The organism is Nocardia sp. NPDC005366 (assembly GCF_040606855.1).
Classification (GTDB): Bacteria; Actinomycetota; Actinomycetes; order Mycobacteriales; family Mycobacteriaceae; genus Nocardia.
Map to the genome: position 1 here is coordinate 1 of NZ_JBEXFQ010000057.1, position 22,971 is coordinate 22,971.

A 22,971-nucleotide genomic window follows, 5' to 3' on the forward strand; every position below is an offset into this window, starting at 1 on the left:
AGGTGTAGCGCACCACTTCGCCCATACGTTCGATCCTAACGAAAGATAATGCCGTGCAACACAAACGACACGCACACCTTTTCCTTCCCGCCGTGAACGACGGGGTATCCAAGGCGGTTATACGATGACCGCCACCTTCACCGAGGCAGGGGCGACTGCCCGGCCGCTGCCGACGCCCGCGCCGCCGATCGACCTGCGCCAGACCGTCTCCAACACCCTGACCATGGCCTACCGGGGACTGCTCAAGATCAAGCACAATCCGGAACAACTCTTCGACGTCGTCATCCAGCCGATCATCTTCACGTTGATGTTCACCTACATCTTCGGCGGTGCGATCTCCGGCGACGTGAAAAGCTATCTGCCGGTGATTATTCCGGGCATCATGGTGCAGACGGTCGTCCTCACCTCGGTCACCACGGGCGTGCAGCTGCGCGAGGATATGGAGAAGGGCGTATTCGACCGCTTCAAATCGCTGCCGATCGCCCGTATTTCGGCGCTCTCGGGTGCGCTCACCGCGGATATGGTGCGCTACTTCATCGCGACGACGCTCACCATCGTGATGGGTCTGGCGATGGGCTATCGCCCGCACGGCGGTGTGACCGGTGTCCTCGGCGCGGCATTGCTGGTAATCGTCGCCTCCTTCGCCACCAGCTGGATCTGGGCGTTCTTCGGCGTCATCGCGAACAAGGCCTCTGCGGTGCAGGGCTATTCCATGCTGATCATGTTCCCGCTCACCTTCTGTTCGCCCGCCTTCGTGCCGACCGACACCATGCCGGGCTGGATCCAGGCATTCGTGAACGTCAACCCGGTGTCCCATCTGATCTACGCCTGCCGTGATCTGATGAACGACGGACATATCGGCGCGCATTTCCTGTGGACGCTGATCGGCGCCGCCGCGATCGTCACGGTGATCGCCCCGGTCACGGTGCGCGCGTATATGCGCAAGGCGTGAGATCCACGGCGACCGGCCGTCTTCCCCGCGTCAACGGGAGGCGGCCGGTCGCCGTCCGCGCGGTTCATCGTCAGCGCGCGTCGCGCAATTCACCCAGCAGGCGCATGATTTCGCGCGCGGCTTTCTTGCGGCCGGTCCTGCGGTGCCGGTCGATCACCTCGTGCACGCGCCGCGTTCCGAGTCTCGTTCCGGCCGCGGCCACATGCCGATCCAGTCGCATGGACGAAAAGTCCTGGCGGGCATAGACCTCGGGGGCAAGCGCCAGCAACCGCGTTCCACGGTCGGGGTCGAGCCCCGTCGCGACCAGATACGAACCGATCGCGCAGGCGATCCCGCCGATCTGGGGCAAATCCTGATACTGCGACAGCATCGCAACGCCCTTGTCGAGTATCTGCCGCGCCAGTCCCGCGGAGGTTTCGGCCCTACCGTGCAGGACCCGCGCGTCCAGCGCGGCGGCTGCGAGCATGAGCGCCCCGGGGCCGGGACCGAGATCGGCGTGCGGCCAGCCGAACAGCCGAAGTGCCCTGTCGTAGCGTCGCAGTCCCTCCTCCATATCGCCGTCGGCGAAGGCGAGTTCGGCGGCGCTCGCCACGACCATGGCGAGCACCCGATTGTGCATACCCACCGCATTCTCGGCGGTCCCGATATCGGTGGTCCCCATGGCGATTTCGAGTTCGCGGCGGGCCTGCTCCACCTCGCCCGCCCCGATCAGCGAGGCCGCGAGCATGCTGCGGGTCTCCACGGTGTCCTCGTAGACGCCCAGGCGCAACAGCATGCCGAGGCTGCGCCGGTAGTAGGTCACCGATTCCGGATACTTGGCGATCTGACCGAACACCTGTCCCAGGTGACTGCACACCATGGCCACGCTCCAGAAATGGCCCTGCCCGAATGCCTCCAGCGCGCGGATCGCGTCGCGGGTCGAGCCGCGCACGTCGCCCTGGTTCTCCTTGACATTGGCCCGCAGCAACAGAGCGGTGGCCTTGGTTTCGGATCGGCCGTATCGAACCGCCTCGGCGACCCGCCTTGCCGCGCCCGCCCCATCCGCCCGGGTGAGCATCATCTCTCCGATGAACCGATACGTTTCGTCGATATCGGTCCTGGTGCGCAGTAATCGGCGCACCCGAATCCGCAGCCGAGCCAGGTGACGCACGTCGTTGGTCGTGTAGAAGAGGTGCAGGAACATCATTTCGAAGGTGGTCAGCACCAGATCGGAACGCGGACCGCTTCCCTCGTCGAAGGACTCGTCGAGTTCGACGACCCGGCAGGCCCAGGCCACCACCTCCGTGTGGGAACCGCGGACAACCCACAGCATGCCGACCACCGGGAAAACCGTGTAGGCGATCCTGGCGTCCCGCCGTTCTATGGCATAGCGCAGCACCGCGAGCAGATTATCCAATTCGGTGGTCACCGCGAGCGCGAGTTCCACGTGATTGCCGTCGAGGTACTCGGTGGCGGTGGCGTCGGCGAAACCATACGCCCAGAACATCATTCGCTCGATGACCGATTCCGATTCGCCGGGTGACGCGGCGAGCTGTTCCTCCCCGTATTCCCGCACCGTCTCCAGCATGCGGTAGCGGGTGCCGAGGACATCGTCGTCGAAGACGGTGAGCAGCGACTGGTTCACGAGACCGTCCACCGCGGCCATCACATCGCCGACCTCGGGACCGCCCGCGACCGCCTCGGCGGCGGCGGGCCCGAAACCCGCGGGGAAACGGCACAGCCTGCGCAGCGTCACCCGCTGCGGCTCGTCGAGCAGATTCCAGCTCCAGTCGATGACCGCGTGCAGGGTTCGATGTCGTTCCGGCGAACTGCGATCGCCGTGGCGCAGCAGGGCGAAACGATCCGCCAGCCGCGTGGTGATCTCCTCGACGCTCATGACCCGAACTCGCGCGGCGGCCAATTCGATGGCGAGGGGCAGTCCGTCCAGGGTGCGGCACAACTCGGCGACGATATCGCCGTCGAGGCGCACCGTCGGCCGCACGGCGCGAGCCCTGGCCGCGAACAATTCGGTGGCGGGCGAACCGGCCGCATCGATCGTCAGAGGCGGGAGGGGATAGACGGTTTCGGCGGTGATCATCAGCGGCGCCCGGCTGGTGGTGAGCACCGTGAGCCGGGGCGCGACACCGATCAGATCGGCGACCACCATCGCCACCGCGTCGATGAGATGTTCGCAATTGTCCAGGATCAGCACCATCGACCGGGCCGCGACGGCGTCGCGCAGCCGACGCCTCGGATCGGCGGCGTACCCGGTGCGCAGCGTCGACGAGTCGAAGGCGTTGTCGCTCAGACCGAGTGCCGCGTTGATCGCCGCCTCCACCTCGATCCGCGCGTCCGCGGCCTCGGCGCGCACCGGCGCGAGTTCGACCAGCACGACCTGACCCGTATGGGCCACGCGCGCACCGACCTCGTTGGCCACGCGGGTCTTGCCCGCGCCGCCAGGGCCGAGCACGGTGGTCACCCGCGAGGTGTGCAGCAGCCGCTCGATGGCATCGAGATCGGATTCGCGACCGAGCAGCGCGTTCGGCGCGGCGCGCAACCCGATCGCCGACGGGGTGGCGCGCTCCGGCCCCTGGCGACGGGTCTCCCCTCGGGTGACCGCGGACAGCCTTCCCGAGGTCGATCCATCGAATTGCGGTGCGGCGGCCACCGATGCCGGGCCCATCGACACCGGTCCCGAGAAGGAAGCGATCTCGGCGATCACGGACCTGTCGCCCCCACCGCTCGCCGACTCCGCACCCATCGCCGGAGTCGGGTCGTTCACCGCGGAATCGGCGACGTCGCCGACGACAATGCGCGATACCGAAGACGAACCGGCCGAACGCGATCCGGCCGCGGGGGCGTCGGAATCACCGCGACCGATCGGCTCCCCGCGCAGAATCGCGGTATTCACTCGGATGAGCGCGGGCCCGGGATCGGCGCCGAGCTGGTCGGACAGCCGCGCGCGGAAAGCGGCGAAGGATTCCAGCGCCTCGTTCGCCCGGCCCGCCGCGGCGAGCAGCCGCATGAGGGTCGATTCGGCGGGTTCGTCCAGCGGGTCGCTCGCGGCCATGCGCCGCGCCAGGCGCAACGCACCGTCGAGATCGCCGATGTCCTCCCGTGCCGCCAATTCGACGAGGTCGAGGTCGGCCAGGCTGTCCGCCGCGTGAGCACGCAGCGCGTCGGCGACCTCGCCGGGAGGCAGATCCGCACCGGGTTCACCGCGCCACAGCGATCTGACCCGGTCGACCGTGTCCAGGCAACCCGCCGCGTCGCCGCGCTCCCGGTCCCGCCGCGCCGTCCGCAGCAGATCACCCGCCAGCGCCAGATCGACCTGATCGATGGCGAGGTTCAGCCGATACCCCGCCGGTCCGATTTCCAGCGTGCCGTCCGGGAGCGCCGACCGCAGCCGCGACACCTGGGTGTGCAGCGCGTTCATCGGAGCCCGCGGCGGCTGTTCGCCCCATACGTCGTCGATGAGTGCCTGCGTGCTGCGGCTGCGGCCCCGGCGCAGTGCCAGCGAGGCCAGCAGCAGCCGGGATCGCGCACCGGGCAGCGCCGTGAGCGCGCCGTCGCGGCGCAGCGCGACCTCGCCCAACAGGGCAACCACGACCGATTCGCCTGCGGGCGTCGTCACGACTCGACTGCGGCGGAGGCCGCCCTGGTCCGGAAACATGCCGAAGTAATCGTATGCGAGCGACTCCACCCGGTGCGTCATGGTTTTTCTACCCCCGTCTTCGCCGCCCGGTCACCTACGCTGTGCGCATGGCTGAGTTCGAAGTGGTCCGGCAGGCCGTTGTCTCGGCGGAGCCGTCGCGCGTTCACGCATTGATCGATGACTTCCACGAGTGGCCGCAGTGGTCGCCATGGGAGGATCTCGATCCCGCGCTCCGGCGTGCCTACTCCGGCCCCGGGTCGGGAGTCGGCGCCAAATACTCCTGGGAGGGCAACCGCAAGGCGGGCACCGGCGCGATGGAGATCGTTTCGAGCGACGAGCGGGAAATCGGCGTCCGGCTGGAATTCGAGAAACCGTGGAAGGCCGTCAACCAGGTCACCTTCGCATTGAATCCGGTGCAGGGCGGTACCGAAGTGGTGTGGCGGATGACCGGACAGCACAGCGGCCTCATGAGTCTGCTGTCGAAGGTGATGCCGATGGACAAGATGGTCGGCAAGGATTTCGAGAAGGGTCTCGCGCGACTGAAGACCGTCGCCGAGGCGTAGGGCGCGCGGGGCCGGTCCGGGGCGCGCCTGATCCGCGCCCATTAGGCTCGGCGCATGGCTACTGCAGCGCAATGGATCGAAGGGGCTCGCCCCCGAACCCTGCCGAATGCGATCGCCCCGGTGCTGGCGGGCACCGGCGCCGCCGCCTCCATCGACGGGCTGGTGTGGTGGAAGGCCGTGCTCGCGCTGCTGGTTTCGCTCGCCCTCATCATCGGGGTCAACTACGCCAACGACTACTCCGACGGCGTTCGCGGCACCGATGACGACCGGGTCGGGCCCCTGCGCCTCGTCGGGTCCGGACTCGCCGCACCGGCCACGGTGAAGAACGCCGCGATCGCGAGCCTCACCGTCGGCGCGGTCGTCGGCCTCGTGCTCGTGTTGACCACGGCCTGGTGGCTGCTGCTCATCGGCGCGGGCTGCCTCGCGGGCGCCTGGTATTACACCGGCGGCAAGAACCCCTACGGCTACAGCGGCTTCGGTGAGCTCGCGGTTTTCGTCTTCTTCGGCCTGATCGGCGTGCTCGGCACCCAGTTCGTGCAGGCCGAGCGGATCGACTGGGTCGGCGCGGTCCTCGCGGTCGCGGTCGGCGCGTTCTCCAGCGCGGTACTGGTCGCCAACAATCTGCGCGATATCCCGACCGACACCGAATCCGGAAAGACCACGCTCGCGGTGAAACTCGGTGATCCGCGCACCAGGACACTGCACCTGGTCCTGCTCGCGATTCCGTTCGCCGCGACCCTGGTACTCCTCGCCAGGACCCCGTTCGCACTGGTCGGCCTGCTGGCCGTGCCGCTGGCGATCCGCGCCAACAACCCGGTGCGCTCGGGGAAGAACGGTCTGGAACTCATTCCGGCGCTGCGTGACTCCGGACTCGCCCTGCTGGTCTGGTCCGCGGTCACCGCGCTCGCGCTCGGCCTGACGTAGCCGGTTCAGTCGTTGTCCGGGACCAGAATCCCCAGCACCCAGTTGACGAGCGAGATGATGATGCCGCCGAGTACCGCCGCCCAGAAGCCGTCGACCTTCAGCCCGTAGTCGGAGAACGCGTCGGTGAGCCACGCGGTGAGCATCAGCATCAGCGCGTTGACCACCAGCAGGAACAGTCCGAGGGTCAGGACGACCAAGGGCAGCGACAACAACTGCACCAGGGGTTTGACCAGCGCGTTCACCAGGGTGAACACCGCCGCGACGGCCAATACCACAATGACCTTGCTCGAGGTCTTGTCTTCGGGGCTGATGATCTGAATCTTGTCGACCCATGCCGCGGCCAGCCAAATGGCTACCGCGTTGATGATCAACCGAATAACTAGCTGCATGGGGCAATGCTAAGTCGCATTCGTGAATTCCCGTGGGATTCGCCGGATGCCACCGCGCCGGGCGGCGGCATCCGGCGACTGCTCAGGCGGCACTGTCGAGGAGCGCGTCCACCTTGGGGCGCAGGTCGTGGATCGGCCCCGAGCCGCCGAACAGCGACACCGTGGTCTGATTCGGGCTGCGCAGGATACCGAGCAGCACGTGCCCGGATTCGATGCTCTTGTCCTTGCGAGCCAATGCTTCTCGCACCGACAGTTCGAGCGCCTTCTTCGCGTCCCTGGTGAACGGGATATGCCCGAAACGCATACCGCGATCACGGCCGAAGAATCCGCCGTTTTCCTCGGGCGCAGGCCGTTCGAGCACGTCCTGCCCGAAATTCGCTTCGAGGCTTTCGCGCACGGCGTCGAGATCGATGCCGATGGAACGCAGCGCTTGCGCGTCTTCCTGGCCGAGCGGCCCACCGCCGTCGCGTCGCGCCAGGGTCCGCTTGACCCCGTCGCGGGTGACGCCCGCCTCGGCCAGCAGATCTCTCAGCTCGGGTTCGGCCTGCGCGAGCAGACCGAGGAGAACGTGTTCCACCTCGATGGTGGAGGACCGCAATTCTCGCGCGTCCTCCTGGGCGATGACGACGGCCGACCTGGCCGACTTGCTGAACCGTTCGAACATCAGCGCTTCCTGTCTCTCGAGCTGTGTTTCTGGTGAACCGCCTGTTTGCTGACCTCGAGCGCGTCGGCGATGGCCTGCCAGGACCAGCCCTGTGTTCTGGCGTTCTGCACCTGGATCGCCTCGAGACGCTCGAGCAGCCGACGCAGTGCGAGCACGGCGCGCAGCCCGACCGTGGGGTCGGGGCTGCCCGCGGCGGCCGCCAAGGTGGTTGCTTCTGTCATGACGTCAATTTTGATTGACGATCTCCGCGATGTCAACGAAAATTGACAACGCTGGGCGCGCGAGGAACCCGACGGTCACTACCGAAGGAGCCTGCTATCCGGTCCACACGCCGGTGGCGTGGAATTCATCGATGACCACCGTCGACTCGGCCAGGATCATCCCCTGCGCCACCACCCACGCGTCATCGAAATACGTTCCCGCGTAACGGTCCCCGCCATCACAGATCAGCGTCACCACGCTGCCGGTGCGGCCCGCGGCCAGCATTTCGGCGATCAGCGCGTACGCGCCCCACAGATTCGTGCCGGTCGAGCCGCCCACACGACGTCCGAGAACGCGGCTGGCCCGCCTGGCCGCGGCGATGGAGGCGACATCGGGAACCTCGATCATCCGGTCGACGACCGTACCGACGAAGGACGGTTCCACCCGGGGACGGCCGATCCCCTCGATACGCGAGGACATGCCGGTCTGGTAGCCGGGGTCGCCGGTTTCGTACCCGCCGAAGAACGCGGAATTCTCCGGATCGACCACCGCCAGTTTCGTCGCGTGACGGCGATAGCGGAGATACCGGCCGATGGTCGCGCTGGTCCCGCCGGTGCCCGCGCCGACAACGACCCATTCCGGCACCGGATGCGCTTCCAACTCCATCTGCTCGAAAATGGATTCGGCGATATTGTTGTTGCCGCGCCAGTCCGTGGCGCGCTCGGCGTTGGTGAACTGATCGATGTAATGCCCGCCGCATTCGGCCGCCAGCCGAACAGCCTCGGAATACATCTCCGGCGGCCTCTCCACGAAATGACATCGGCCGCCCTGCGCCTCGATCAGCGCGATCTTCTGCGGCGAAGTGCTCGCGGGCATCACGGCGACGAAATCCAGTCCGAGCATCTTCGCGAAGTACGCCTCGCTCACCGCGGTCGATCCGGACGACGCCTCCACCACCGTCGTCCCCTCGGTGACCCACCCGTTGCATATCGCGTACAGAAACAGCGACCGCGCCAACCGATGTTTCAAACTGCCGGTGATATGGGTGGATTCATCCTTCAGATACAGCTGAATCCCCCACTCGGCGGGCAGCGGATAACGCAGTAGGTGGGTATCGGCGCTGCGCTGGGTATCGGCATCGATCAGCCGCACCGCGTTGTCGACCCAGTCGCGCGAGCTGCTGCGATCGCACTGCCTCACGCCGACGCGCCCCCGTCCTCGCCGCGCAGCCGAGCGCGCAGCCGAGCCTTGTCCTTGCGGCGTTTCTCGTCGAGCACCGCGATATCCTCGTTCACCCTCGCCCGCAATTTCTTGAACAGCGTCAAAGACAGCGGCATGGCGATGATCAGCGCGAACAGGGCGGCCACGACCACCGGCACGTCGACCTGGACCAATCGCGCTACCAGGATGATCGCCGCGGTGATCACCGCGACCAGCGCCAGCCGCGCCACCGTGTACAGCGCCAGATTCTTGGCCAGCCGTTTACCCGCGTCAGGTGTTTGCTGGGGGGATGCGCCGTCCGGACGAGTTGCGTCGCTCACGCCCTCCAGCGTAGGCGAAGCCCTCACGCGCCCTCGGTCGCCCACCCATCGCCGACGTTCGGAGGCTATCCGTTTTGTCCATTACTTCGCCTTTACTAACTGTAGGTGGTTCGCGTACCTAGGGGTCGGGGTGCAACGATGGCGCCATCTGATGAGGGAACTGTCGAGAACGGAGAGGTTTGCTATGACTGCGATCACCGTCGGCGGCCAGGACACCCTGCTGACCCCGGGCCAAGTGGCTGCGATGTTCCACGTCGACCCCAAGACCGTCACCCGCTGGGCTCACGCCGGTCGGCTCGGGTCTCTGCGTACGCCGGGCGGTCACCGCCGGTTCCGGGAGTCCGAGGTACTGCAACTGCTGAAATCCCTCACCACCGAGGCGACCGCACGCTGACCCGGTTTCGCGCGGGCGGCCAGCTGCCCGCGCCCGGAGTTCCACCCGCCGATTCGGAGTCCGCGACACACGCCGGGCCCGCACGCGGCTACCCTCGGTAGCAGGAGGTGAGCGACGTGACGTACCTGTTGGCGCTCATCGCGGTCGTGGCGGTCGCGGTGCTGTGCTGGAAGGCGTTCGGCCCACAAGGATCGGCCGAGCGACCCCCGGTTTCATCGCGGCGTCCCCGGATCAAAGGCCCGGACGACGACCCCGACTTCCTGTGGCGACTGTCCCGGCATCAACATCGCGACGGCGACGGCCCCACCGAGCACTGAGCCGAACCGCCCGCGCTACGAACTTCCCCGCACCGACCGGCAGATATGCGGGCGTTGATCCGGATGCGCGAGGTAATGACGGAGCAGGTGGTACGCGATGAGCGGATTCATCAGCATGACCGTGTCCCACACCACCACCACCTCGGCTCCGGCCCGCACCCGCGATGCCCGGCCGCCGCGACGCCGCCCGGCCGCACGCCAGAACGCATCGGGATCACGCACTTCGATGCCGAACATGTTGTGCCATTTCGCCGAGCCGGTATCACGCACATAGGGCCGGATCTCGGCGATATCCGCCCACGCGACGGTCAGCAATTCCCCGCCGCCCCCGCGCCGAACCACCCGCGTCGGCGTAATCACCAGTCCCGGAACCACATCGCGGCGGTCGATCAACCCCCGATACGCGGCGGCCAGGGCGACACCGCCGATCCCGACGAATAGAGCGACACCGCCGATGAGCATCCACTCGGCGATCACGATCGCTTCCACCAGCAATAGCCCCGCGACCGAGAGAAAAACCAGACCCATCAACAGGAAAACCACGCCCTGCCATCTCGGCGGCTGCCGCATCGGCAGCAGCACACCCGATTCCCGCACACCGCCGACCGTGATCTCCTCGACCACGACCCCGGTCAAACCCCTCGCGCGATACGCGTCTACCCGGCCGTCATCCCACCGCCACTGCTCCGGCCACGCCGACACCCCGGCCCTCTGTGCTGCCACGCCGCAGATCGTCCCATATCGCGTGAGCGGGACATCCCGCGAATCACCCTCCGAACCGACACACCCGTCACCTGTTCGCCGGTCATCACGAAAACACCTACCAACAGGGCGGATTCATCAACGGCGATATTCCAGCTATCCGCCGGTGGAGGCCAGCACGACCAGCGTCGGCTGATCCCGGTGCAGATATCCGTTCGCGCCGCCGCCCCATTTCGCGGAACCCCCGAGAGCCGTATCGAGTTCGCGGCCGGACAGATACGACCCGCCGGGCACCGAACTGTTCAGATCGCCCTTCACCCTCGGCGCTTGCACCTGCTCCGCCGACGCGAACCGACTCCGCAGCGTCGCGGCGGTCTCCTCGGTCAACCCCACCACCGCTTCGATCCAATAGATCGTCGGCCCCGGTACCCGCCCCGACGCGTTGTTCCACGTACGCCAGGCAACCGATTTCGGCTGCCCGATCAGTGGGAAGTACTCGATCAGCGGTTCCGGGTCATACCGAATGCTGCCGTAGTCCGGAGTCGGCGTGCCGTCGGATTCGGGATCGGAAAAGGTTGGCACGCAACCGGACAGGGCGATCAGCGCCAGCAGAATCGCGACCACCCTGCCGACCGTCCCCTGTCTCCGCACTCCCTCGGACATCCGAATACCCACCCTCGCTCGGAACCTGTTGCCGCCTATACCAACCCCGATTATCGGCCGATAACTGCCGCGACCCGAACTACCGGGTCGATGTGGTCGCGCCGGCATCGTCGGACGACCTGATCGCGGCAGCACAGGAGGGGTCGGGGGCCGAGACCTCAGCGCATGATGGTGCCGCCATCGATATTGAGGATCTGCCCATTGATCCACGCACCGTCCTCGGACATCAAGAACGCCACTATCGCTGCGATATCACCGGTTTCGCCGACGCGCGGGCTACGCATTCGCTTCAGCGCTGCGGCCTCGAGATCAGGCCAGTGCGGCGCGGAACGAATAGTCTCGGTCGCGGTGAAACCGGGAGCGACCGCGTTGCAACGGATTCCCTCGCGGCCCCAGCGCGAGGCGACGTGACGGGTCAACGCACCGATTCCCGCTTTCGCGGTGGCGTAGGCCGGACGCGCCGGCTCCCCCTGGAACGCCGCCGCCGACGAGGTATTGACGATGACACCGCCGCCGCGCGTGAGCATATGCGGAATGGCGTATTTCATGGTGAGCACGTAACCGCGCAGATTCACCGTCATAGTGCGGTCCCAGATTTCGAGATCGATATCGACGACATTGCTATCCGTACGCACGGCACCCATGTCAGCCCCGACATTGAACAGCGCGTCCACGCCGCCGAATTCGCCGACAGCCGTATCGAGCAGACCACGAACCGATTCCGGGTCGGCGAGGTCGAAACCAACCGACACGGCGGTGCCACCGGACTCACCGATCAGCTTCGCGGTTCGCGCCGCGGCCGACTCGGCCAGATCGCCGACCACAACCAAACAGCCCTCACCGCCCAGACGCAGCGCCGTCTCCGCCCCGATGCCACTGCCCCCACCTGCGATAACCGCGATTTTCCCGCTCAACCCTGGTAGGCCCACTGCTCGTCCTCTCCACGGGACCGGCACCGCGATCCGCGCAGGGTCGATCCAGAATGTCATTCTCTCAAATCAGAATAATATTATCGGAAGGGATTCCGCCCGGGGAGAGAAGACCCCGACCATCCGAAGGGAGGACATGGCCGGCCCTAACCCGACCCGCGATATGGCCCGATGCTGACGAGACAATACGGGCGGCGGGCGGCAGCGTGCTGAGGGAAGGACGGGAAATGGACGGTACGCCGGGGTGATGCTGGCCGGTGCTGATCTGGACGCACCTGTGGCCCCGATGCCGACGCGACGACGCGCGCGGCCGTCGGCAGCGTACTCAGGGACCGCCTCGACGGCACTGCGTACTCACTGCGTACCGACGGGCTCGAGCACCGAAACTGGCGAGCCCGAAACTGTCGCGAATGCGCAGGTCAACCCCGATTAGTTCAACCCCGCGTAGCTGTGCAGACCCGAGATCACGATGTTGATGATGAACAAGTTGAACAACATCGCGACGAACCCCGCCACATTGATCCACGCCGCCTTCGTATCCCGCCACCCGCTGGTCGCGCGAGCGTGCAGATACGCGGCGTACAGCACCCACGCGATGAACGAGCAGGTCTCCTTCGGGTCCCACCCCCAGAACCGTCCCCACGCGGCTTCGGCCCAGATGGCACCGAGGATGACGCCCGCGCCGAAGAGGGGGAATCCGACGATGGTGGTTTTGTAGGCGAGCCGGTCCAGGGTGCGTGCGTCGGGGAGACGCTTCGCGATGGTACCGAGGATGCCTGCGGATTCCTGGCCTTCGGGCTGGCGGATGCGGTAGAGGAACAGCAGGCTGGCTATGCCGGAGACCATGAACACGCCGCTGCCGACGCTGACGATGGTGACGTGCACCGGCAGCCAGAAGGATCTGAGGGCGGGGACTACGGGGGCGGCGTCGGCGTACAGCACGGTGCCCGCGAGGAACATCAGGACGATGACCGGGACGAGCAGGAAGGCCCACATCGAGCGGTAGCGCTGTTCGCGCAGGAAGATGATGCCGACGACGGTGGCCGCCGCGGTCGCCATGGTGACGAATTCGTACATGTTGCCGAGAGGGAAGCGATGGGTCGCGAAGCCGCGCAACACGATCGACAGTACTTGGAGCACAATGCCGACGACGAGCACCGAGAACGCCATATTGCCCAGGCGTTCGGACAGCGGTGCGGCGACGGGTTCGGCGATTTTCCCGGGGCCGACGGGGCGGTCGGAACCGGGGCCGCCCGCCATCGCGAGTTCGCGGTCCACCACCTGGTTGGCGCGCGCGGTCGCGTACTGCCAGATCAGCAATACCACCACCAGCACGTACACCACGATCGCCGACTTGAAAGCGAAATCGCTGTAGCGGGCGAGGTTTTCATCGATCTGCATGGTCACTCTCCCGTGGGTCGGCGTCGCGCGCCGGTTTCGTCTCGGCGCTCGACGCGCGAAGTTCGGTGTCGAGCAGGCGCTCCCGCAACTGTTCGAACTCACCGCCCCAACCGGCCTGATCGGTTCTGGCGAGCCCACCCATTTCTACTACAGTACGTCGTTGGCCAACGGTACCGGCCCCATCGGCTTCGGGATAGACCCGGATCCAGACTCGGCGACGCTTCACCAGCAGCGAGACCAGCAGACCCGCCATCATCGCCAATGCGCTGACCAGCACCCACTGCTGGGCCGGATCGTGGGAGACCTGCAGATTCACGAAGTCCTGTGCGCCGTCGAAGCTCACCTTCGTGCCGTTGGGCAGGGTGGTCGATTCGCCTGGCCGCAGATTGACCCTGGCCTCTTTGCTGAGTCTGCCCTGTTTGATCTGCTCGGCATCCAGTGCGAACAGTGACTGGGGCCTGCCGGTGTCGAGTCCGGTGTCGCCCCGGTAGATGTCCACCGCGACGGCGGGATCGTTCATCTCCGGGAACGACGAGGTCAGCAGCTTCCCGTGGAAAAGCGCGGTCGGCGCGAAGAGGCCCTCGATGGCGATCTGGTTCTTGCGACGTTCCTCGTCGGTGGCGTACATGCCGCCGGGCGGGTCGATCCGCAGGACGCCGCTGGACAGGAAGGTGCGGGCGTCGTCGGGACGCCACTGGATGGTTTCGGTGCGGGTCTGCCCGTTAGGGAAGGTCACGGTGAAGGTCGGCGCGAAACCGTGACCCTGCAGGTAGAGCCGGTCGCCCGCGACGCGCAGCGGATGGTTGACCTTGACGGCGGTTTCACGCCAGGTATCGGTCCGCAGATCGTCGCCCGCCTGGTATTCGATATTCGAGGTGAACATCTCGGCCTGGCCGTTTTCCAGGTAGTCGGCCTTGAAATCCTTGACGCGCACGCACAGCGGGGTCATACCGGTGCCGTCGTTGACGTTGCCCGCCTTGAACGAATCGAAGACCGCGGGGGAGGTCGTGCAGAAACCGGGGCCGTTGTTGGCGATCACGATGACGCTGCCCTCGTAGCCGAACAGCTTGCCTGCCGCGATGGCGATCAGCAGTCCTACCAGCGCCAAGTGGAAGACCAGATTGCCGAGTTCGCGGGTGTAGCCCTTCTCGGCCGACAACGTGATCTCGCCGTCGCGCACACGATCGTCGCCGAACCGTATCTCGGTGCGCCACCCGCGTAATCGGGCGCGGGCGTGTTCGATCACCTGTTCCGGCGCGGCGTCAACGGTCTCGGTGTGATGCAGCGGCAACCGGGCCAGATTGCGCGGGACCCGCACCGGCGGGGTGCGCAGTGCGCGGTAGTGATCGAGGCAGCGCGGCAGGATGCAGCCGACGAGCGAGACGAACAGCAGCACGTAGACGGCCGTGAACCAGAAACTGGAGAACACGTCGAACAGTTCGAACCGGTCCATCCACGGCCCGAGGGTCGGGCGGTCGGTGATGTACTGCTCGACCTTCTGCTCGTTCAGATTGCGTTGCGGCAGCAGCGCGCCGGGTATCGCCGCCAACGCCAGCAGGAACAGCAGCACCAGCGCGGTGCGCATGCTGGTGAGTCCACGCCACGCATTGCGCACCAGCGCCCAGACGCGGCCCGGCACGGATTGGCGCGGGGGCGGGGCGGGCGCGGCGGTCGGCTGCGTCTCGGTCATGGTCATATCGGCAGCGTCACCTCGGAGACGAAAGCGTCGCGCACCCAACCGACGAACTGATCCCACGCCCCCGTGACCAGTGCGATGCCGACCGCGACGAGCAGGATGCCCCCGATGATCTGGATGGTGCGCGAATTCCGCCGTAGCCAGCCGACGCCGCGCAACGCGGTGGCCGACCCGAAGGCCAGGATCACGAACGGCAGTCCCAGCCCGAGGCAGTAGGCGACGATGAGCGCCACCCCGCGCGCGGCGGTTGTGCCGTCGGTGCCCGCGGAAACCGCCATGACCCCCGACAAGGTCGGGCCGAGGCACGGTGTCCAGCCGAGTGCGAAGACCGCGCCCAACAGCGGTGCGCCCAGGATGCCTGTCAGTCGACGCGGCTCCATCCTGGTATCGCGCTGCAATGCGGGAACCAGACCGATGAAGACCAGGCCCATGAGGATCGTGACCACGCCGCCGATGCGTTGCAGCAGCTCACGATTCATATTCAAGGTCTGGATGACGCCGAAGACGGTGGCGGTGGCGAGCACGAACACCACGGTGAACCCGGCGACGAACAACCCGGCGGCGCCTGCCACCCGCAGCCGCCCGGCCCTGATCTCCCGCTTCGACGCCGCCGCGGCCGATAGCGCGCGGTCCGCGACAGCGACCGTCCCGCGGCGGTGACCACTCTCGGCCTGCGCGAGGGTCGCGGGCGGAGCCTCCGCGCCGACCAATCCCGCGAGATAGGACAGATAACCGGGGACCAGCGGCACCACGCACGGCGACGCGAATGACACCAGGCCCGCCAGCACGCATGCCCCGAGCGCGACCAGCAGCGGCCCGGTGGCCGCGGTCTGCTGGAACGAATCCCCCACGCTCGCGAGCACCGTCGTCACTGCGAACCCTCCGCGGCGATCTGTGTGATCACCGGTTGCAGATCCTCGGCGAGCAGCGATTTCAGGAAGACCGCCGCCACCCGATGATCGCGGTCGAGCACCAGCGTGGTCGGGATGACGCTGGTCGGAAAATTCCCGCCGAGCGCGAGCAGGGTGCGCATGGCCGGGTCGTAGATGGAGGGATAGCCGATCTTGTTGTCGGTGACGAAATCCTGGGCCTTGTCCCGCTGCGGGTCGCGGACGTTGATGCCGAGGAAGACGACGCCGCTGTCCTTGGTCGCCTCGTATACCCGTTCCAGCGCGGGCGCTTCGGCGCGGCACGGCCCGCACCACTGCCCCCAGAGATTGAGCACGACCACCTTGCCGGGGAAATCCTGGACCGAGACGGTCTTGCCCTCGGTCATCAGATCCGGTCCGGACAGGGTGCCGATGGTGCCGCGCGAACTCGGCGGGTCGTACAGGATGGTGGTCTTACCGCCGGGCGAGACGAATTCGAAGGTGCCGCCCGATGCCACCGCATCCGTTCCGGTCGAGCAACCCCCCAGTGCGGCGACGAGGGCGACGCAGGCGAGTAACACCGGACCGACGCGCCGAAGCGAGGTTCGGCGCGTCCGGGAGCTGGCTGTGGTGGACCGGGCGGAACGAATCATGCGCCGTGTACCGACGGGTCCGAACCGCCCGCGGGCTCGGAGTAGACGATGTCGACGAGCGTATCGCCCTGGTACACCAGCGAGGTCAGCGAAGCCAGCGAGCACTGCCGGTGACGCGGATCGTGCCAGAGCCGCTGCCCCTGCAGGAACCGGCGCAATGTCCAGACGGGCAGCTGATGCGACACGAGGACGGCCTCGTGCCCGACAGCCTCGACCCTGGCCTTGTTGACCGCGGCCAGCATGCGATGGGCGATCTGCAGATACGGTTCGCCCCACGACGGGGTGAACGGATCGCGCAACTTCCACCAGTGCCTCGGCTTGCGCAGTGCGCCGTCGCCGACCGAAACGCGCAGGCCCTCGAAGGTATTGCCCGCCTCGATCAGATTCTCGTCGGTACGCACGACGAGGCCGTGCTGCGCGGCGATCGGCTCGGCCGTCTCCTGGGCACGCTGCAACGGCGAGGCGATCACCACGCTGAGGTCGTGATCGGACAACGACCGCGCGACCGCGCCCGCCTGCGACCGCCCCGCGACCGACAGGCTGAAACCGGGCAGGCGCCCGTAGAGGATGCCTTTCGGGTTGTGCACTTCGCCGTGACGCAGCACGTGCACGATGGTCTCGACGTTCGCGTCCACCGCCTCGGGCCCGACGTCCGGCCCGGTCGGCCTGGGACGAGTGGTCGTGGCGGACGCGGCGGCGGAGTCGGCAGCCACCGAATCGAACACCGGGGTACCGGCGTCGGCGACAACCAGATCGTCGCCCTCGGCGATATCGGACACAGGGCCGGCGCTCTCAGCGGAGCCGGTCTCGGCGGAGCCGGTCTCGGCGGAGGCTTGCTCGGCGGGGTCGGGTCGGGCGGAGGGTTCGGCCGACGTGCGGTCCGGCCCTCGCTGTGGGTCGTCGGGCTGTTCGAGGTCGGAACTCACGCGCGGGATCCTTCGGGGGTGGCGGCCGCGGCCGCGTGTGCGGCGGCGGGCAGAGCGGCGGCGATGCGGTCGAACGCGTCCTCGTCGAGCGCCGCCGAGACGAACCATGCCTCGAACGCGCTCGGCGGCGCGTACACCCCCGCATCGAGCAGGGCGTGGAAGAAAGCGGGGAAACGCCAGGTTTCACTGGCCTTGGCGGCCTCGTAGTCGGTCACCGGGCGATCGGCGAAGAACACGCTCACCATATTGCCCGCGAATTGCACCTGGTGCTCGACCCCGGCCGCGGTGAGCGCCTCGGTGAACAGTCCGCCGAGGCGTTCGGCATTGCGATCCAGCGCCGCGTACACGGCGTCGTCGGCCGCGCGCAACGTGGCGAGACCGGCGGCGACGGCGACCGGGTTACCGGAGAGAGTGCCAGCCTGGTACACCGGGCCGAGCGGGGCCAGTTGGTTCATGATCTCGGCACGACCGCCGAAGGCGGCGGCGGGCAGACCGCCGCTCATCACCTTGCCGAAGGTGTAGAGATCTCCCGCGACACCCTCGCGACCGAACCAGCCCGCGCGGCCGACCCGGAATCCGGTCATCACCTCGTCCATGATCAGCAGCGCGCCGTGTTCGGCGGTGAGTGCGCGAAGACCCTCGTTGAAACCGGGCAGCGGTGCGACCGCACCCATATTGCCCGCGGCCGCCTCGGTGATCACGCACGCGATCTCACCGGGGTACGCGGCGAAGGCCGCGGCGACGGCCGCCAGGTCGTTATAGGGAAGTACCAGGGTGTCTGCCGCCTGCGCGCCGGTGACGCCCGGGGACGTCGGCAAGCCGAGGGTCGCGACTCCCGACCCCGCGTCGGCGAGCAGCGCGTCGACGTGGCCGTGATAGCAGCCGGAGAATTTGATGATCTTGGCGCGGCCGGTGTAACCGCGCGCCAGCCGGACCGCGCTCATGGTGGCCTCGGTGCCGGAGTTCACCAACCGCACCCGCTGCACCGGCTCGACCCGTTCGACGATGGCTTCGGCGAGTTCGATCTCGGCCTCGGTCGGCGCGCCGAAGGACAGGCCGCTGGTCGCCGCGGTCCGCACCGCCTCCACGACCGCGGGGTGGGCGTGGCCGAGAATCATCGGCCCCCAGGAACAGACGAGGTCGACGTATTCGTTGCCGTCGACATCGGTCAGCGTGTATCCGTTGGCCGAGGCGATGAATCGCGGCGTGCCGCCGACCGATTTGAACGCTCGGACCGGCGAATTGACGCCGCCGGGGATAACCGAACTCGCCCGGTCGAAGAGCTGGGCGGAAATCGGTACAGCGGCCCTGGTCACGCGCGGAGAAGAACTCACGGCCTCCAGTGTCTCAGCCCACCGGAGGCGGGTCGACGACAGGGTGTAGTGGAGTGATGCGCGCCGCACCTTCCCGAGCGGCAACACGCCGATCCTTCGACCGCGATATCGGTCGCTGAATGATTGCCGATGCGTAATCTCGGGCGTTGTCGCATCCGCCACCGCCCCAGGAGTCGAATGTCATGAGGATCACCGTCATCAGGACTGTCACCCTCGCCACGGTCAGCGCCGCGGCCGTCTGCCTCGGCGCCGCGACGGCGACCGCGGCGGTGCCGCTCGCACAACCGGACCAGGGCAGGATCGGGGTGCAGCTCAGCCACGAGGAGACCGAGACACTCGCGGGCGGCCCGATTCCCGCACTGGTCACCATGGTCGTGCCGTTGAACCGCATCGGTGCGGGGCTGCACAGCGATACGCAGATCTATCGCGATCAGAACGGCGGCGTGCACGCCTCGCTGCGGCAGGTCATCGCCGAGACGACGACACATCCGGACGGTTCGGTGATCCTGTTCCTGAACGCTCCCGGCACCAGGGACGGCCGCGTGTTCGACATCTACCAGAGCTGGACGCGGTAACACGAGCCGACCGCGGGCTGTTCGTCCGCGGTCGGCTGTCACTCCGAGTGGTTATTTCTCAGGAGTACATACAGGGCGCACTCGCGGAGATGGTGTGCAGCTGACACATGAGGTTGTTGTAGATACCGGCGGAGCCTGATTCCGGGAGCAGGATCTGCTCCGCGGCAGGGCTTTCCAATGGCAGCCCGCTCTGCGCCGCCGCGGCGGGGCCGGCCGCAAGACCGACGGCAGCCGTCGCCACCAGAGCCACGCCGAATTTCGCCACCAGAACTCTCACAGATAACACCTTCCGATTGAAATATATTGGGCGACAATCGATCACCTTGCCCGGTGATGCCGCCGCTCGACACGTCGGTAGCGCGGACACGTCCGTTACCGACACGCGGCCCGACACGCCGAATCGGCTTCATTCCACAGGCGTTCCCGCGTTCGGCGGGACGAAACGATCGACGGTCCGGCCGTTGAGGTTCGAAAAGGGGAGTGGCAGAAGGGATCGCGCTCAGCTACCCGCCGGCACACCGGAGGTCGACCGGACGGCCCGCGCGAGTCCATCGATGACGAACAGTCCGGCCAGCCCGGCAAGGAAGGCGGCCAGCACCAGCCATGGCCCGATGTAGCGGGTCGAATCGAAGGCGGGCAGATCGCCGATGGGTGCGAAGGAGGTCGTCACGACGCCGTTACCCCAACTCTGCACGGCCCCGATCAGGCAGAGCAGGGCGATCACATACTCGCCGAGAGCCACGATCATCCCTCGCCTCAACGGACCACTCCATCCTTGCCGTATCAATCCCCGGACTTCTCGATCTTCCCCGATGGCTCGACGTTCGGCGACATCTCGGGTTGCGCCGACGCGTCGAGATCGCCCGGAGTCGCGGATTCCGCCCGCGGCGACACCGCGGAGACCAGCGCCGCGCGCAGCCCCCGATGATCACGCGCCCATGCCTGCACCAGACCGCCATCGCGCAGCCGCAGCCCGATACCGGTGCGCCGCCGGGGCACACCACTCAACTCGCCGAGCGCCCGCGCCGACTCCCAGTCTTCGTCATCCCAGGAGTTGTCGTCACGTTCGGGAAGGATGTCGGCGATCGTGCTCAGCGGCACCGTTTCCGCGCCTTCGCGCAATGTGGTGTCGGTGAGTTCGACGCTCACATGCCGCTGCCCCGCCACCACCTGCAACGCGACGAAGCCCGCGACGAGGGCGCCGCAGAAGATCAGGGCGAACCAGTGCACGGGGCTGGATGACACCAGTTCGACGATCAGAACGATCGCGCAGAGAACCGGGCCGTAGGCGACGCTGCGCCACCTCGCACCGGGCTCGGCGAACAGCACGACGGGGGTGGTCACGCGGTACGGCCGATCACGCAGACAGAACCGTGGAGAACATCAGGGGATCAGCCGACCACACCGGGCAACAGCAACACGGCGACGGTGACCACACCGAACAGGATCAGCAGACTCAGGACGAACAGCTCTCGTCGAATGCTCTGCGGCTGTTGGATCACCACGCGCATCGATGCCTCCGATCTCCCGGAGTTTTCCGATCACGCTCTTACGCGAAGTAAGACGAACGCGCGGCCATCGACTACCGGTTCCCATTGTCCACTGTGACAACCCTCACCATACATGCCGTACCAGCTCCGACAAACTCCATGCATGGTAGCCAGCTATTTACCGACGGTTCATCAAGAAGTAGGCGGTCGATTCCGGGCGGTGACCTAGATAAATCGCACCACCCGCCAGTACGCCCTGGACGATCGCCGCGCCGCCCGCGATCAGTGACGCGACTCCGCCCACCGCGTTCAGGGTGAACAACGTGCCAAGGGCCATCATCACCAGCCAGACGCCGACGAAGGTCAACAGCGTGCGTGCCCACAATTTGCCACAGCCGAACAAATACACGAACAACAATCCAAGTCCGGTCACCGTCAAGCCGATCAACACCACGACGACGAAGACGATCAGAACCAGCAGATCAGCGAAGGCCACGGTGGCGTTCGGATCGGTCTCGCGCATCTGCTCGAGCATCTGCTCGGTGAATTCCCGGCGCTGCCCGACCGCGGAGAGCAATGACGCGGTGAGCTGTACAACGCCGAATCCGACCACACCCCACCACAACTGGCGTGCGGTACGGATATCTTCCGGCACAGGCGGGCGCGGCGGCGGGCCGAGGCGCGGCGAGTAGGGCGTGTTGATCACGACAACCAGTGTGCTGCCTCGGTCGCCCAGTAGGTGAGGACGATGTCCGCACCCGCCCGGCGTATCCCCATCAGCGACTCCAGCACCGAGGCGCGGCGATCGATCCAGCCGCGTTCGGCGGCGGCGGTGATCATCGCGTACTCGCCCGAGATCTGATAGGCGGCCACCGGCACGGTCGACCGATCGGCGACTTCGCGCAGGATGTCGAGGTAGGACATGGCGGGCTTCACCATCACGATATCGGCGCCCTCGGCCAGATCCAGAGCCAATTCCCTGATCGACTCGCGGCGATTCGCCGGATCCTGCTGATAGCTGCGCCGGTCGCCCTCCAGCGACGAGGAGACCGCCTCGCGGAACGGACCGTAGAACGCCGAGGCGTATTTGGCCGCATAGGCGAGGATGCCGGTGTCGGTGCGGCCGACCGCGTCGAGGCCGCGCCGGATCGCGCCGACCTGGCCGTCCATCATGCCGCTCGTGCCGAGCAGATCCGCGCCCGCCTCGGCCTGCGCCAGCGCCATATCGACGTAGCGGTGCAGGGTCGCGTCGTTGTCGACCGCGCCGTCGGCGGCGAGCACGCCGCAGTGCCCGTGATCGGTGAATTCGTCGAGACAGGTATCGGCCATGATCACCGTGGACCCGCCGACCTCTTCGGCCACCGCCCGCAGCCCGCGGTTCAGGATGCCGTCCGGATCGCCCGCCTTGCTACCGGTCGCGTCCTTGTCCTCCGCCAGCGGCACACCGAAGAGCATGAGGCCGCCGACCCCGGCGGCCACCGCCTCGACCGCCGCCTTGCGCAGCGAATCCATCGAATGCTGCATCACCCCCGGCATCGAACTGATCTCGCGCGGTTCGTCCAGCCCGTCGGCGACGAACATCGGCAGCACCAGATGTCGTGGCCGCAGGGTTGTTTCGGCCACGAGACGACGGAGTGCGGGGGTACGACGCAACCGCCGCGGGCGGTCCAATCCGGTCATGAATTGGACGATACGCCTGCTCCGGCGGGCTGTCGCGACCGCCCGGCGCGACCATGGACCAGTCCACGGAAAGCCTGTGCGGCCAGCGTTTTCCTGTCGGTGGGTGCGGGTAGAATCGAAGATGTGTTCGAGGGAGTCCACACGGATTCCCGACCCGAGGGGAGGACGATCGTGCCAACGACCGCCGCACCGAAATCCAAGCTCATCGAGCCCTTCGTCCCGCTGGAGAAGCGTCCGCTGCCCGCCGGCAGGCCGCGCAAGTGGTATGTCACGCACAATCGCAGGCTCAAGGCCATGCGGCTGACCATCGCCCTGCTCGACTCCGGCGTATACCTGCCGAATCAGGCGAGTAACGAAAGAATCAGGCGGACGGCGGATCTCATCGGAATCCGCCCGCCGTCGGACAGCACCTGCCGCCTGGTCCGCACCCTGCTGCGATACAGCCGCTGACGTAGCCCCGATGTAGGGGCTACG

27 protein-coding genes are annotated in these 22,971 nt (G+C 67.0%); 7 read left to right on the top strand and 20 right to left on the bottom strand.

Going from position 1 to position 22,971, the window contains the following annotated elements; genetic code table 11:
- Positions 1-124: 124 nt before the first annotated feature.
- Positions 125-952, top strand: coding sequence for an ABC transporter permease (locus ABZS43_RS34710; protein ID WP_355040244.1), 828 nt, complete (start codon positions 125-127; stop codon positions 950-952).
- 70 nt (positions 953-1,022) lie between these two features.
- Here ABZS43_RS34710 and ABZS43_RS34715 read toward each other — a convergent pair whose 3' ends face one another.
- Entirely contained in the window at positions 1,023-4,565 is a 3,543-nt protein-coding gene (locus ABZS43_RS34715; RefSeq protein ID WP_355040245.1) for a BTAD domain-containing putative transcriptional regulator, read from the bottom strand.
- A 128-nt stretch (positions 4,566-4,693) separates the two neighbouring features.
- On the opposite strand from ABZS43_RS34715, the gene ABZS43_RS34720 reads away from it, so the two are divergent.
- Together ABZS43_RS34720 and ABZS43_RS34725 are read left to right on the top strand one after the other, a co-directional pair.
- Complete coding sequence (locus ABZS43_RS34720) at positions 4,694-5,149, top strand: SRPBCC family protein (RefSeq protein WP_355040246.1); 456 nt, start codon at positions 4,694-4,696, stop codon at positions 5,147-5,149.
- A 54-nt stretch (positions 5,150-5,203) separates the two neighbouring features.
- Positions 5,204-6,073: a 1,4-dihydroxy-2-naphthoate polyprenyltransferase gene (locus ABZS43_RS34725; RefSeq protein ID WP_355040247.1), complete on the top strand. Its 870-nt coding sequence runs from the start codon at positions 5,204-5,206 to the stop codon at positions 6,071-6,073.
- A 5-nt stretch (positions 6,074-6,078) separates the two neighbouring features.
- On the opposite strand, the gene ABZS43_RS34730 is transcribed toward ABZS43_RS34725, so the two are convergent.
- The 5 genes from ABZS43_RS34730 to ABZS43_RS34750 all read right to left on the bottom strand — a co-directional run bounded on the left by ABZS43_RS34730 (position 6,079) and on the right by ABZS43_RS34750 (position 8,868).
- A complete protein-coding gene (locus ABZS43_RS34730; protein WP_355040248.1) occupies positions 6,079-6,462 on the bottom strand; it encodes a phage holin family protein in 384 nt (127 codons plus the stop codon).
- Positions 6,463-6,544: 82 nt separating this feature from the next.
- Positions 6,545-7,126, bottom strand: coding sequence for a Clp protease N-terminal domain-containing protein (locus ABZS43_RS34735; protein ID WP_355040249.1), 582 nt, complete (start codon positions 7,124-7,126; stop codon positions 6,545-6,547).
- Positions 7,126-7,347 carry a helix-turn-helix domain-containing protein gene (locus ABZS43_RS34740; protein WP_355040250.1) on the bottom strand — a complete coding sequence of 74 codons (222 nt, stop codon included), beginning with the start codon at positions 7,345-7,347 and terminating at the stop codon, positions 7,126-7,128. The genes ABZS43_RS34735 and ABZS43_RS34740 overlap by 1 nt, the downstream gene beginning before the upstream one ends.
- A 94-nt stretch (positions 7,348-7,441) precedes the next feature.
- Complete coding sequence (locus tag ABZS43_RS34745) at positions 7,442-8,527, bottom strand: PLP-dependent cysteine synthase family protein (RefSeq protein WP_355040251.1); 1,086 nt, start codon at positions 8,525-8,527, stop codon at positions 7,442-7,444.
- Positions 8,524-8,868, bottom strand: coding sequence for a DUF4229 domain-containing protein (locus tag ABZS43_RS34750; RefSeq protein WP_355040252.1), 345 nt, complete (start codon positions 8,866-8,868; stop codon positions 8,524-8,526). Before ABZS43_RS34750 ends, ABZS43_RS34745 begins: the two co-directional genes overlap by 4 nt.
- Before the next feature lie 184 nt (positions 8,869-9,052).
- Here ABZS43_RS34750 and ABZS43_RS34755 point away from each other — a divergent pair, with 184 nt between their 5' ends.
- Entirely contained in the window at positions 9,053-9,262 is a 210-nt protein-coding gene (locus tag ABZS43_RS34755) for a BldC family transcriptional regulator (RefSeq protein WP_062983746.1), read from the top strand.
- A gap of 116 nt (positions 9,263-9,378) precedes the next feature.
- Positions 9,379-9,579, top strand: a complete 201-nt coding sequence (locus ABZS43_RS34760) for a hypothetical protein (RefSeq protein WP_355040253.1) — start codon at positions 9,379-9,381, stop codon at positions 9,577-9,579.
- A gap of 15 nt (positions 9,580-9,594) precedes the next feature.
- On the opposite strand, the gene ABZS43_RS34765 is transcribed toward ABZS43_RS34760, so the two are convergent.
- The 9 genes from ABZS43_RS34765 to hemL form a co-directional block, all read right to left on the bottom strand.
- Positions 9,595-10,302 carry a hypothetical protein gene (locus ABZS43_RS34765; protein ID WP_355040254.1) on the bottom strand — a complete coding sequence of 236 codons (708 nt, stop codon included), beginning with the start codon at positions 10,300-10,302 and terminating at the stop codon, positions 9,595-9,597.
- A gap of 135 nt (positions 10,303-10,437) precedes the next feature.
- Positions 10,438-10,944, bottom strand: a complete 507-nt coding sequence (locus ABZS43_RS34770) for a hypothetical protein (RefSeq protein ID WP_355040255.1) — start codon at positions 10,942-10,944, stop codon at positions 10,438-10,440.
- Positions 10,945-11,102: 158 nt separating this feature from the next.
- Complete coding sequence (locus ABZS43_RS34775; RefSeq protein ID WP_355040256.1) at positions 11,103-11,873, bottom strand: SDR family oxidoreductase; 771 nt, start codon at positions 11,871-11,873, stop codon at positions 11,103-11,105.
- 429 nt (positions 11,874-12,302) lie between these two features.
- Positions 12,303-13,274 (bottom strand): c-type cytochrome biogenesis protein CcsB, encoded by a 972-nt coding sequence (gene ccsB, locus ABZS43_RS34780; RefSeq protein WP_355040257.1) that lies wholly within the window; start codon positions 13,272-13,274, stop codon positions 12,303-12,305.
- Entirely contained in the window at positions 13,261-14,964 is a 1,704-nt protein-coding gene (locus ABZS43_RS34785) for a cytochrome c biogenesis protein ResB (protein ID WP_355040273.1), read from the bottom strand. The genes ccsB and ABZS43_RS34785 overlap by 14 nt, the downstream gene beginning before the upstream one ends.
- A 2-nt stretch (positions 14,965-14,966) precedes the next feature.
- The gene (locus ABZS43_RS34790) at positions 14,967-15,842 is read right to left on the bottom strand and encodes a cytochrome c biogenesis CcdA family protein (protein ID WP_355040258.1); all 876 of its coding nucleotides are present in this window, start codon (positions 15,840-15,842) and stop codon (positions 14,967-14,969) included.
- Positions 15,839-16,492 carry a TlpA disulfide reductase family protein gene (locus ABZS43_RS34795; RefSeq protein ID WP_355040259.1) on the bottom strand — a complete coding sequence of 218 codons (654 nt, stop codon included), beginning with the start codon at positions 16,490-16,492 and terminating at the stop codon, positions 15,839-15,841. The genes ABZS43_RS34790 and ABZS43_RS34795 overlap by 4 nt, the downstream gene beginning before the upstream one ends.
- Positions 16,489-17,127, bottom strand: coding sequence for a histidine phosphatase family protein (locus ABZS43_RS34800; protein WP_355040274.1), 639 nt, complete (start codon positions 17,125-17,127; stop codon positions 16,489-16,491). Before ABZS43_RS34800 ends, ABZS43_RS34795 begins: the two co-directional genes overlap by 4 nt.
- Before the next feature lie 287 nt (positions 17,128-17,414).
- Positions 17,415-18,752 (bottom strand): glutamate-1-semialdehyde 2,1-aminomutase, encoded by a 1,338-nt coding sequence (gene hemL / locus ABZS43_RS34805; RefSeq protein ID WP_355040260.1) that lies wholly within the window; start codon positions 18,750-18,752, stop codon positions 17,415-17,417.
- A gap of 182 nt (positions 18,753-18,934) precedes the next feature.
- Here hemL and ABZS43_RS34810 point away from each other — a divergent pair, with 182 nt between their 5' ends.
- A complete protein-coding gene (locus tag ABZS43_RS34810) occupies positions 18,935-19,327 on the top strand; it encodes a hypothetical protein (RefSeq protein WP_355040261.1) in 393 nt (130 codons plus the stop codon).
- 58 nt (positions 19,328-19,385) lie between these two features.
- Here the strand turns inward: ABZS43_RS34810 and ABZS43_RS34815 are convergent, their stop codons facing one another.
- The 5 genes from ABZS43_RS34815 to hemB all read right to left on the bottom strand — a co-directional run bounded on the left by ABZS43_RS34815 (position 19,386) and on the right by hemB (position 22,497).
- Positions 19,386-19,604 (bottom strand): hypothetical protein, encoded by a 219-nt coding sequence (locus ABZS43_RS34815; protein WP_355040262.1) that lies wholly within the window; start codon positions 19,602-19,604, stop codon positions 19,386-19,388.
- A gap of 222 nt (positions 19,605-19,826) precedes the next feature.
- Positions 19,827-20,069 (bottom strand): hypothetical protein, encoded by a 243-nt coding sequence (locus ABZS43_RS34820; RefSeq protein ID WP_355040263.1) that lies wholly within the window; start codon positions 20,067-20,069, stop codon positions 19,827-19,829.
- A gap of 41 nt (positions 20,070-20,110) precedes the next feature.
- Positions 20,111-20,671, bottom strand: coding sequence for a hypothetical protein (locus ABZS43_RS34825; RefSeq protein WP_355040264.1), 561 nt, complete (start codon positions 20,669-20,671; stop codon positions 20,111-20,113).
- Between the two features lie 324 nt (positions 20,672-20,995).
- Positions 20,996-21,523, bottom strand: a complete 528-nt coding sequence (locus tag ABZS43_RS34830; RefSeq protein ID WP_355040265.1) for a hypothetical protein — start codon at positions 21,521-21,523, stop codon at positions 20,996-20,998.
- Positions 21,520-22,497 carry a porphobilinogen synthase gene (gene hemB, locus ABZS43_RS34835; RefSeq protein ID WP_355040266.1) on the bottom strand — a complete coding sequence of 326 codons (978 nt, stop codon included), beginning with the start codon at positions 22,495-22,497 and terminating at the stop codon, positions 21,520-21,522. Before hemB ends, ABZS43_RS34830 begins: the two co-directional genes overlap by 4 nt.
- Positions 22,498-22,668: 171 nt before the next feature.
- Between hemB and ABZS43_RS34840 the strand changes: the two genes are divergently transcribed.
- Positions 22,669-22,947 carry a hypothetical protein gene (locus ABZS43_RS34840; RefSeq protein ID WP_355040267.1) on the top strand — a complete coding sequence of 93 codons (279 nt, stop codon included), beginning with the start codon at positions 22,669-22,671 and terminating at the stop codon, positions 22,945-22,947.
- The last annotated feature ends 24 nt before the right edge of the window (positions 22,948-22,971 follow it).

What these genes read in the sequence shown, in the direction of transcription:
- ABZS43_RS34740 (WP_355040250.1), bottom strand. Translation starts at nt 7,347, where the DNA reads ATGACAGAAGCAACCACCTTGGCGGCCGCCGCGGGCAGCCCCGACCCC.
- ABZS43_RS34770 (WP_355040255.1), bottom strand. Translation starts at nt 10,944, where the DNA reads ATGTCCGAGGGAGTGCGGAGACAGGGGACGGTCGGCAGGGTGGTCGCG.
- ABZS43_RS34720 (WP_355040246.1), top strand. Translation starts at nt 4,694, where the DNA reads ATGGCTGAGTTCGAAGTGGTCCGGCAGGCCGTTGTCTCGGCGGAGCCG.
- ABZS43_RS34730 (WP_355040248.1), bottom strand. Translation starts at nt 6,462, where the DNA reads ATGCAGCTAGTTATTCGGTTGATCATCAACGCGGTAGCCATTTGGCTG.
- ABZS43_RS34735 (WP_355040249.1), bottom strand. Translation starts at nt 7,126, where the DNA reads ATGTTCGAACGGTTCAGCAAGTCGGCCAGGTCGGCCGTCGTCATCGCC.
- ABZS43_RS34785 (WP_355040273.1), bottom strand. Translation starts at nt 14,964, where the DNA reads ATGACCGAGACGCAGCCGACCGCCGCGCCCGCCCCGCCCCCGCGCCAA.
- hemB (WP_355040266.1), bottom strand. Translation starts at nt 22,497, where the DNA reads ATGACCGGATTGGACCGCCCGCGGCGGTTGCGTCGTACCCCCGCACTC.
- ABZS43_RS34810 (WP_355040261.1), top strand. Translation starts at nt 18,935, where the DNA reads ATGAGGATCACCGTCATCAGGACTGTCACCCTCGCCACGGTCAGCGCC.
- ABZS43_RS34795 (WP_355040259.1), bottom strand. Translation starts at nt 16,492, where the DNA reads ATGATTCGTTCCGCCCGGTCCACCACAGCCAGCTCCCGGACGCGCCGA.
- ABZS43_RS34755 (WP_062983746.1), top strand. Translation starts at nt 9,053, where the DNA reads ATGACTGCGATCACCGTCGGCGGCCAGGACACCCTGCTGACCCCGGGC.
- ABZS43_RS34725 (WP_355040247.1), top strand. Translation starts at nt 5,204, where the DNA reads ATGGCTACTGCAGCGCAATGGATCGAAGGGGCTCGCCCCCGAACCCTG.
- ccsB (WP_355040257.1), bottom strand. Translation starts at nt 13,274, where the DNA reads ATGCAGATCGATGAAAACCTCGCCCGCTACAGCGATTTCGCTTTCAAG.
- ABZS43_RS34710 (WP_355040244.1), top strand. Translation starts at nt 125, where the DNA reads ATGACCGCCACCTTCACCGAGGCAGGGGCGACTGCCCGGCCGCTGCCG.